The 9303-nt window shown below is 70.0% G+C and carries 11 protein-coding genes; 4 read left to right on the top strand and 7 right to left on the bottom strand.

All coding sequences use genetic code 11. From position 1 onward, the window contains the following. Both ACH442_RS47540 and ACH442_RS47535 read right to left on the bottom strand, forming a co-directional pair. A partial coding sequence (locus tag ACH442_RS47540; RefSeq protein ID WP_396344832.1) for a hypothetical protein occupies positions 1-241 on the bottom strand: 241 nt, incomplete at its 3' end. Positions 242-337: 96 nt separating this feature from the next. Further along, positions 338-667 (bottom strand): hypothetical protein, encoded by a 330-nt coding sequence (locus tag ACH442_RS47535; RefSeq protein WP_396344831.1) that lies wholly within the window; start codon positions 665-667, stop codon positions 338-340. A gap of 239 nt (positions 668-906) precedes the next feature. Here ACH442_RS47535 and ACH442_RS47530 point away from each other — a divergent pair, with 239 nt between their 5' ends. Both ACH442_RS47530 and ACH442_RS47525 read left to right on the top strand, forming a co-directional pair. Next, positions 907-2109: a cytochrome P450 gene (locus tag ACH442_RS47530; protein ID WP_396344830.1), complete on the top strand. Its 1203-nt coding sequence runs from the start codon at positions 907-909 to the stop codon at positions 2107-2109. Continuing rightward, positions 2103-2306 carry a ferredoxin gene (locus ACH442_RS47525; protein WP_396344829.1) on the top strand — a complete coding sequence of 68 codons (204 nt, stop codon included), beginning with the start codon at positions 2103-2105 and terminating at the stop codon, positions 2304-2306. Before ACH442_RS47530 ends, ACH442_RS47525 begins: the two co-directional genes overlap by 7 nt. 62 nt (positions 2307-2368) lie before the next feature. Here the strand turns inward: ACH442_RS47525 and ACH442_RS47520 are convergent, their stop codons facing one another. After that, positions 2369-3172 carry an SAM-dependent methyltransferase gene (locus ACH442_RS47520; protein ID WP_396344828.1) on the bottom strand — a complete coding sequence of 268 codons (804 nt, stop codon included), beginning with the start codon at positions 3170-3172 and terminating at the stop codon, positions 2369-2371. A gap of 103 nt (positions 3173-3275) precedes the next feature. Between ACH442_RS47520 and ACH442_RS47515 the strand changes: the two genes are divergently transcribed. Then, positions 3276-3845 carry an NADAR family protein gene (locus ACH442_RS47515; protein WP_396344827.1) on the top strand — a complete coding sequence of 190 codons (570 nt, stop codon included), beginning with the start codon at positions 3276-3278 and terminating at the stop codon, positions 3843-3845. Here the strand turns inward: ACH442_RS47515 and ACH442_RS47510 are convergent. The 4 genes from ACH442_RS47510 to ACH442_RS47495 all read right to left on the bottom strand — a co-directional run bounded on the left by ACH442_RS47510 (position 3840) and on the right by ACH442_RS47495 (position 8454). Then, positions 3840-5333, bottom strand: coding sequence for a methionine--tRNA ligase (locus tag ACH442_RS47510; RefSeq protein ID WP_396344826.1), 1494 nt, complete (start codon positions 5331-5333; stop codon positions 3840-3842). The two genes, ACH442_RS47515 and ACH442_RS47510, sit on opposite strands and share 6 nt — an antisense overlap. A 206-nt stretch (positions 5334-5539) precedes the next feature. Continuing rightward, entirely contained in the window at positions 5540-6493 is a 954-nt protein-coding gene (locus tag ACH442_RS47505) for a beta-ketoacyl-ACP synthase 3 (protein ID WP_396344825.1), read from the bottom strand. 641 nt (positions 6494-7134) lie between these two features. Continuing rightward, complete coding sequence (locus ACH442_RS47500) at positions 7135-7752, bottom strand: hypothetical protein (RefSeq protein ID WP_396344824.1); 618 nt, start codon at positions 7750-7752, stop codon at positions 7135-7137. An 18-nt stretch (positions 7753-7770) separates the two neighbouring features. After that, complete coding sequence (locus ACH442_RS47495; RefSeq protein ID WP_396344823.1) at positions 7771-8454, bottom strand: CBS domain-containing protein; 684 nt, start codon at positions 8452-8454, stop codon at positions 7771-7773. Positions 8455-8580: 126 nt separating this feature from the next. Between ACH442_RS47495 and ACH442_RS47490 the strand changes: the two genes are divergently transcribed. Then, positions 8581-9108, top strand: coding sequence for a flavodoxin family protein (locus ACH442_RS47490; RefSeq protein ID WP_396344822.1), 528 nt, complete (start codon positions 8581-8583; stop codon positions 9106-9108). Positions 9109-9303 lie beyond the last annotated feature (195 nt).

Here is a 9303-nt window from a genome sequence, read left to right as displayed (position 1 = left end):
CGCTCACGCAGCTCATCGGGGTACTTCTTCGGTGCCGCCATAGCGAGATTCTCTCCCAGGTTTGGATGTCTCCATCAAACCCGGGGCGGAACAGATCGTAGTCCGGAAAAGTGTCGGTCATCGCCAGTGCCGCGACCTCCGGCCGGCGCAACAGATCGGTGTCACCCGCGGCGAAGGCGCCCGGGATGCTGGTCCGGGTGCCGGGCGCGTCGACCTTCGCGTGGTTCTCGCCGGGCGGCATGAGCGGTGGTCATCGGAGGTGCCGCTCTCCTGGAGGAGGATGAGGCGGTTGCTGGACGGTTCCGTCGTCCGGCAACCGGCGGGGACAGCGGTGGGGCTATGAGCGGGTAAGAGCTGCGGCGAGTGCGTCGCGCAGATCCGCAGGGTCCGGGAGCGGGCCAGGGCGTCCGTCGCGGCGGACGTAGAGCCGGCAGGTCAGCGCGGGTGGCTGGTCGTCGGGCGCCACGATGTCGGTGCCGTTGATGCGGATGGCAGGGGAGCCGACGAAGCCTTCCTGGGCGGCTTCCTCTTCGGTGACGACCTGCAGCGTCTCCATGCCGGTCGGGTCCAGTCCCGCTTCGGTCAGTGCTGCTTGCGGCATGGTCCTGGCCTTGCCGTGGGAGGGGCACCCCGACCACCAGAGCAACTCGACACGGGGCGCAGCCATCAGAGGGTCCACTTGATCGTGCACCCGATGGGCCGGGTCTGCGCCGGCAGCGCAGGTTACCGGCCAGCACGGCGTCCAGCGCAGCCCGCAGCCACTGGGCGTCGAGGTTCTCGTCGTCGATCAGGTAGAAATAAAAAACACATTGCCGCAGGTGAATAGCATGATCGATTCTTACGCCCTTGTACCGATCGTGTCGGCTGTCCTACGGTCGGCCGTGGATTTACACAGTGGAGGCATGTATGACTGACACGGTTCCCGCGTACCCGTTCGCTCGTCCCACCGCTCTCGATCCGCCCGCCGAATGGGAGCGGTTGCGCAGCGAATGCCCCGTTTCCAAAGTTCGGATGGTCACCGGCGACGAAGCCCTGCTGATCACCCGCTACGGCGACGTCCGTGAACTGCTGAGCGACCCGCGATTCACGCACAGCCTGACCGAGGCCGATGCCGCACAGATCTCCACCTCGGAGGACGGCATCTTCAACCGCAGCGAGGCCACGATGACCGCCGGCCCTGGCCACCAGCGCTGGCGGCGCATGATGAACAAGTCTTTCACCGTCAAGCGCGTGAATGCGATGCGCCCGCGGATCACCGAGATCGCGAATAAGCTGATCGACGACCTGATCGCCGGTGGGCAGCCCGGCGATCTGCAGGCGACGCTCGGTTTCCCGCTTCCGGTCTTCGTGATCTGCGAATTGCTCGGCGTCGACCCCAATTACCGCGACAAGTTCTCGCACTGGTCCGACGCGATGCTGAACCTGGACAGATTCTCGCAGGCCGAGACGGCCAAGGCCGCGATGGAATTCCAGGAGTTCATGGTTCAGCACGTGCTCGACAAGCGGGCCGAGCCCGGCGACGACCTGCTCAGCGAGCTGGCCGCGATCGTCGACAGCCAGGACGGGCGGATGACCGAGGCCGAGCTCGTCTACACCGCGCAGGGACTGCTGGTGGCCGGGCACGAGACCACCGCCAACATGATCGGCAAGATGGTCTCGATGCTGCTCGCCGACCGGGCGAACCGCTGGGAGCGGCTCGTCGCCGACCGCAGCCTGATCAACCCGGCGGTGGAGGAGGCGCTGCGGCTCGACGCCAGTTCGAGCATCGACCTGCCGCGCTACATCTCCGAGGACATCGAGATCGCCGGCTGCCCGATCAAGGCGGGGACCACGGTGATGGCCAGCCTCTCCTCCGGCAACCGGGACGAGACGGTTTACGAGGATGCCGCCGAGATGCGCCTCGATCGCGTTCCCAACCCGCATCTCGCCTTCGGCGCCGGCCCCCATTCGTGTCTCGGACAAGCCCTTGCGCGTACGGAACTGCAGGTCACGCTCGCAGTCCTGCTCGACCGCCTGCCCACGCTCGACCTCGCCGTCGAAGTGCCGGAACTCCGTCGCCGGACCGGCCTGATCGTCGGCGGCATCGAGGAGGTCCCGGTCCGGTGGTGACGAGGATCGAGCTGGACGAACCCAAGTGCATCGCGGCCGGCCAGTGCGTGATGACCGCGCCGGACGTCTTCGACCAGCGCGACGAGGACGGGGTGGCGATCATCCTGGAGCCGACGCCCGGGCCGGAGCACCTGGACGCGGCCCGTGACGCGGTCGCGGTCTGCCCGGCGGCGGCACTCCAGCTCATCGAGATGTGAGAATGCACGGCGGCCGCCCCGGCCGCGACCGCCTCGCTCCCACGTGGTCCGCGGGACGGAACCTAGCGCACGACGCGGGCGACGAGTCCGTTCGCGGCGACGGACTCGATCGCCGGGCGGGGCTGCGGGGCATCCTCGGCCCACCAGCGCGTCACCGACTGCACGCCCGGCCCGACCAACTCCAGATCGGGCCGGGCGAACAGTGCTCGCAGTTCATCACCGGTGCGGTCGCGCCACTGACGTTCCATCACCGCTCGCAGCGCCGCGACCTGCTCGGCCGGCATGTACTCCGGGGTCGCGCAGGAAGCCGCGACGAGACTGCCGGCCGGCAGGGCGTCGATCAGCGTGTTCAGGATCGCCACCGGATCGTCGTCGTCGCGGATGAAGTGCAGGACGGCGATCAGCAGCAACCCGACCGGCTCCCCGAGATCCAGCGTGTCCTTCAACTCCTGAGAGCCGAGGATCGCCTGCGGATCACGAAGATCTGCTTCGAGGTACGTCGTTCTCCCCGCCTCCGTGCCGGTCAGCAGCGCCCGTGCGTGGACCAGGACGAGCGGGTCGTTGTCGACGTAGACGATCCGCGCCGACGGGTCGGCCGTCTGCGCGATCTCGTGCGTGTTCGGTGAGGTCGGGATGCCGGTGCCGATGTCCAGGAACTGCCGGATGCCCTGACCGGCCATGAACCGCACCGCGCGGTGCATGAAGAACCTGTTCTCCAGGGCGCTGAGCCGTGCGGTCGGATGCCGTTTCTCGATCTCGTGCGCGGACTGCCGGTCGGCCTCGAAGTTGTCCTTGCCGCCGAGCAGGTAGTCGTAGCGCCGGGCCGGATGTGCGATCGAAGTGTCGATCCTGGAATGTTCAGTCACGATTGGTTCCCTTCCGCACCGGCCAAGCGATTCACGTAGATCGTAACCACGACGATCAGAAAATGTGGGGCACGCCGGCCGCCGCTGGACCAGACTCGACGGCATGAACACCGAGGTGCGCAGCGTGGCCGAGCTGAAGGCTCTGACCGCTTCCGGTCAGCCGGTCAAGTACGTGTGGTTCTGGGGCCACACCCCGTCGCGCGACGGTGAGGTCGGCGTGTCGTGCATGAGTCAGTGGTCGCCGGAAGGCTTCACGCTCGACGGCGTGCGGTTCGCGACGGCCGAGCACTACATGATGTGGCGCAAGGCCGCACTCTTCGGTGACACCGCATCGGCCGAGCGCATCGTCGCAGCTGGACACCCCCGCGACGCGAAGACCCTCGGCGGGCGGGTCACGCCGTTCGACCAGACGACGTGGGAGGAGAACCGCTTCGGGATCGTCGTCGCGGGCAACCTCGCGAAGTTCCGGCAGAACCCTTCGCTGGGCGCGCATCTGGCCGGCACCGGCGAGCGGGTGCTGGTCGAAGCCAGCCCGACGGACCGGATCTGGGGCATCGGGCTGACCCGGGACGACCCGCGCGCGTCCGATCCTGCCCAGTGGCGTGGGCTGAATCTACTCGGCTTCGCCCTGATGGAAGTCCGTGCGCGGCTCGCCGCCCGGCCGTCGTCATGATCCTTGCTCCAGGCGGCGGAAGACCGGTTCCGGGGCGGCGACGGTCGGGCCCGTGCCGAGCTGGGCGGTGAGGCGGGCAGCTCCGGCGGGGACGAACGGGGTCAGCTCGCGGGCGAGCCCGCGACAGGCGGCGACCAGCGTGGCGAGCACCTCGTCGAGCCGGTCGCCGGCCTGCTCGCGTCGGGCCTGCTCCCACGGCCGCTCCGACTCGACGAACCGGTTGGCGGCGGCGACCACGGCCCCGATGGCGTCCGTGGCGGCCCGGAAGTCGAACACACCCAGCGCCCGATCGATCGTGGACGGGAGCCGTGCGCACCGATCGGCCGGCTCGCCCGTGGCCGGCCGGTCCGGGACTGCGCCGCCGCGGAACTTGTGGACCAGGGTGACGACCCGGTTGACCAGGTTGCCCAACCCGTTGGCGAGATCCTGGTGGTAGCGGGTCAGCAGCCGCTGCTCGGTGAAGTCGGTGTCGCCGAGCGTGGCGACGTCGCGCAGCAGCCACCAGCGCAGCGCGTCCACGCCGAAACGGTTCACGAGCTCGTACGGGTCGACCGCGTTGCCCGCGCTCTTGGAGAGCTTCGCGCCGTCCACGGTCAGGTATTCGTGCACGGCGATCGCGGAGGGCAGCGGCTGACCGGTGGAGAGCAGCAGGGCCAGCCAGTGGACGGCGTGGAAGCGGACGATGCCCTTACCGATGACGTGCACCCGTTCCGCGCTTTCCCACCACCATTTCTGGTACGCGGTGTCGCCGCTGCCGTACCCCAGCGCTGTCACGTAGTTGGCCAGGGCGTCCCACCACACGTAGACGACCTGGGACGGATCGTCCGGGACCGGGATGCCCCACCCCGCGGCCCGGGACGCCGGCCGCGAGACGCTGATGTCGGCCGGCCCGGCCCGCACGAACGCCAGCACCTCGTTGCGGCGGGCGGGCGGTTCGATCCGGACCCGCCCCGACTCCAGCACGTCGAGCAGCTCCTCGCGATAGCGGGAGAGCCGGAAGAACCAGTTGGACTCGGTCACCGGCTGCGGGACGACCCCGTGCTCCGGGCACCGGCCGTCGGTCAGTTCGGCGACCTCGTAGAACTGCTCGCAGCCCGGGCAGTACAAGCCGCCGTAGTCACGCCGGTAGAAGTCGTCGCGGGCCGCGGTCTGCCGCCACAGCCGCTCCACGCCCGGCGCGTGGCGTGGATCGTTGCTGGTCCGGATGAAGTCGTCGAACGACAGGTCCAGAACTGCGGCGAGATCGGCGAACCGGTCCGCGTTGCGGGCGACGAACTCGGCGACCGGCACGCCCGCCTCGGCCGCCGCGGTCACGTTCTTCAGCGCGTTCTCGTCGGTGCCGGTCAGGAAACGGACCGGTTCGCCGCGCAGGCGCCGGTGACGCGCGAGAACATCCGCCTGCACCAACTCCAGCGCGTGGCCGAGGTGGGGCGTGGCATTGACGTACGGGATGGCGGTGGTGATGTAGAAACCGCGGGACTGAATCATGAGGGTCTCTCCGATCCGCCCCGAGTGACCAGGTCCTCGACCAGCCCCTGGACTCGGGGCTGGTGGTGGCGGATCAGCGCACGCCGGCAGGCCCCGGGACGGGGCGCATCATCCGAGCGGCGTGCGGCTGCATGACCGCCATGATGCCCGAAACCGGCGAGAAAGCGACGGCATTAATGCGGGCGGGGGCCCGCATCGTCGACGCGTCAGGGCAAGATGACGACCTGAGCCGCGTACGACAGACCGGCGCCGAAGCCGACGAGCAGCGCCGGACCCGTCGCGTCGGGCAGGGCCGCCATGGCCTGCGGGATGGAGGCCGCGCCGGTGTTGCCGTTGGTGGTGATGTCGGTGGCCACCCGCACGTGCGGGCCGAGATCCAGAGCCTTGGCGGTGGCCGAGATGATGCGCAGGTTCGCCTGGTGCGGGATGAAAGCCGCGAGGTCGGCCGCGGAGATGCCCGCCGCGTCCAGCGCACGCCTGGCCAGGTCGGGAACCACGGAAGTCGCCCAGCGGAAGACCTCGGGGCCGGCCATGCGCAGGAAACCCTCCTCGTCGAAGCGCAGCAGTTCGCTCCCGGAGCCGTCGGCGCCCCACACCACCGGGCCGACGTCGCACGACTCCGACGGACCGACGACCACCGCGCCCGCGCCGTCGCCGAAGAGGAACGCCGTGCCGCGATCGTGCTCGTCGACGATGTCGGTCATGCGCTCGGCGCCGACCAGGACCACGTAGCCGGCCGAGCCGCTCCGGACGAGGGCGTCGGCGGTGGCCAGCGCGTACGGGAAACCGGCGCATGCCGCCCCCAGATCCATCGCGGCCGCCTGGGTGGCCCCCAGCGCGGTGGCCACCAGCGGTGCCGCGGTGGTCGCGCCGCCGCGGTGGGACATCGTCGCCACCAGGACCGCCGAGACGTCGGACGGGTCGACGCCCGCGCCGGCCAGAGCCTTGGCGGCAGCCGCCGCGGCCATCATGACCAGATCCTCGTCAGGAGCGGCACGCCGGCGCGACTCGATGCCGCAGCGGCGGCGGATCCACTCGTCGCTCGAGTCGATCAGGGCGGCAATCGGCTCGTTGCCCACCTCGGCCCGCGGGCGGTACGAGGCGACGCTCAGGATGCGCGATCCGGGATGACCGGCGCGGCGCTGCAATGGTTGGGCCATAACCAGAATCCAAGCATGCCCGCCTGGGGGCACTCCGATTCTTATGTTCCTCGCCGGTAACCATTGTCAAGCTCCGCGGCCACGCCTAACGTTGAGCTCCAATGCGAGCTGGAATCACGTTTATGCCGAGGCGTGTCGTCATCAGTCCCGCATCCGAATTCCGTTATTGGTCGCAGTCTTCTCGCTGTTTTTCCAGCAACGTGCCATCGGTGGAATGCGCTCAGATCGACGAACGGGCCGGCCTGCCGTTCCATAAGCCCGTGTTCGAACTCGGTGGTGAATCCGGTGCGCCGGCGATTCGATCGCTCGGCTCCTATGTCGCTGCGTCGGCGCGCGGCCCGGCTCGCTCTCATGGTCGTGACGGAGGTCGAACAACGACCGTGCGAACCAGCCGGGACCGCGCGCCGTGCTGCCTGCCGGACCACAAGGCGGGCGCCCGCGAGCGCCGGCCAGGCCGTCGACGATGTCCTCGACCGTGCGCGGCAGCAACCGGGGAAGGATGTTGAAGCCGTCGACCGCGCGGTTCTCCACGTATCGCTGCCGTTCGCCGGCGATCTGACCGGAGTCGGCTGTGTCACCTCGCCGTCCGGAACCTGATGCGGCTACCGGCGGCGAAGGCCCCGCCGCGGGGCCTTCGCGGTTCAGTAGATCGCGCCCAGGTTCGCGAGCGTGAACAGGTGGTCCTCGATCGTCTGGTCCGCGGGCGGGACCGCCACCTGCACCGGCGTCCCGTAGTCGGAATAGCTGACGACCACGCCCGGTGACGTGACCCGGCTGAAGCGGCCGTCGACGTCCAGGTCGACGGTGGCCGCGGTGCGCGCCGTCGTCCACGGGAAGTCCGCCGCGAAGGCCGCGCCGCCCGACGGGACCGGCAGATGCACCCATTTGCCCAGATCGGCCGCGTACTGGCCGGGGTACATGCTGTCGGCCGGTTCGGCGGTCAGCCGTACGTAGACGTCGGTGCCGATCCGGCGTACGACATAGCCGTTCCCGGACAACTCCCAGTGACCGGTCGCCGGGTCGATCACCCCCGTGGCCCGCTGCCGCCGGCCGAAGACGATCGTGAACCGGGCGGACTCGCTGCCGAGCCGGGCGAGGGCACCGGCCAGGTCGGTCGAGGAGGACGCGGAGGACGCGGAGGACGCGGAGGACGCGGGCGTCGCCGCCGCGGTTCCGCTGCCGGGCGAACAGCCGGCCGACGTGAGCACGCCGGCCAGCAGGACGCCGCCGAGGACGTACCGCCGAAAATGATCAAACACGGCGGCAACTATAGGTGCTCAGAAGAAGGGGATCGGTCCCGCGACCGGGATGCGGTCGTCGACGTCGTAGGTCAGGCCGGAGGAGACCTCGACCACCCCGGCGATCTGACGGGACAGCCGCTCGACGAGTTCGGCCGAGGTGTACCGGCCGACCCGGCCGGAAAGGGTCACCACGCCGTTCTTGACGGAAACGGTCACGCTGGCCGTGTCGTCGACCAGGAACGCGCGCAGCACGCCGGTCTCCACGTCGAACTGGACGTCGGAATCCGGCCGCAGGTACGTCTTGAGCAGGTCACCGCGCGACACGATCCCGACCAGGCGCCCGAGGTCGTCGACGACCGGAAGCCGCTTGACGTGCTCGGCGTCCATCCGACGGGCGGCGGCGGCCACGGTCGTCGCGGGCATCGCCACGATCGGGGGTCCGCTCATCAACCCGGCCGCGGTGCGCGCGGACGCCTTGGCCCGCTCGTCCCGCCGCGCCCGGCGCTCGAAGATCCGCGGCTCCTCCTCGCCGGCGTACTCGATCTTGCGGAGCAGATCCGTCTCGGAGATCACCCCGATCACCCGGAGACCGGAGTCGACCACCGGCACGGCGCTGCACCGCCGCTCGATGATCAGGTCGACGACCTCCCGGTACGAGGCGTTCTCGTCCACCGAGACGACCGCCTTCGTCATCACGTCACCCACGGTCCAGGTCCTCATCGGTCCCTCCTCAGCTCTGCCTCCACCCTGGTCCTCCGACCGCCCGATCCCCAGGGCCGGAGGTCCCGTGCGAGCGGGCCCGCCCGGCACTGCCGCCGAACCGGTGACCGGCGTGACGATCAGGGCATGCGAACCCTTGTCGTGTACGAGTCCATGTTCGGCAACAGCGCGAAGGTGGCCGAGCTGATCGCGGCGGGCCTCGCCGGGCAGGGCGAGGTCACCCTCACCGACGTCCGTGAGATGCCCGCGCCGGTCGGCTTCGACCTGCTGGTGCTGGGCGGGCCCACGCACGCGTTCGGGATGAGCCGCCCGGCCACCCGCGCCGACGCCGCCCGCCAGGGCACGGTCCGGCCGGGCGCGCAGACGTCCGGCATCCGCGAGTTCCTGGACGGCGCGCCGCAGCTCGCCGGGATCGCGGTGACCGCTTTTGACACCCGGATGAACACCGCGTTCCTGCCGTCCGGGTCGGCGGCCCGCAAGGCGCTGCGCCGGCTGCGGGGCCTCGGCGGACGGCAGATCGCCGAGGCCGAGAGCTTCCGGGTCACGTCGGCGCAGGGCCCGCTCGCCCCGGGCGAGGCCGAGCGCGCCCGCCGGTGGGGTGCGACCCTGGCCGGTTTCCTCGTTCCCGCACGTGCACCGGGCCGGGCGTGCTGACCGCCCCTTCAAGCCATGCCCCGAGTGTGCGCCTCCGGCAACGACGAAAGGCCCCGCCGCGTGGCGGGGCCTTGTCGTGTCAGCAGCCCAAGTCCTGGGTTCAGTAGCCGAAGTCCTGGGTGTAGTACGGCGCGCCGTTCTGGGCGTAGACGGCGGCGGTGCCGACGGTCTTGGAGCGGCAGTTGAGGATGTTGG

It is taken from the genome of Actinoplanes sp. NPDC020271 (assembly GCF_044388125.1).
Taxonomy (GTDB): domain Bacteria; phylum Actinomycetota; class Actinomycetes; order Mycobacteriales; family Micromonosporaceae; genus Actinoplanes.
This window is presented reverse-complemented; position numbering and strand designations above follow the sequence as displayed.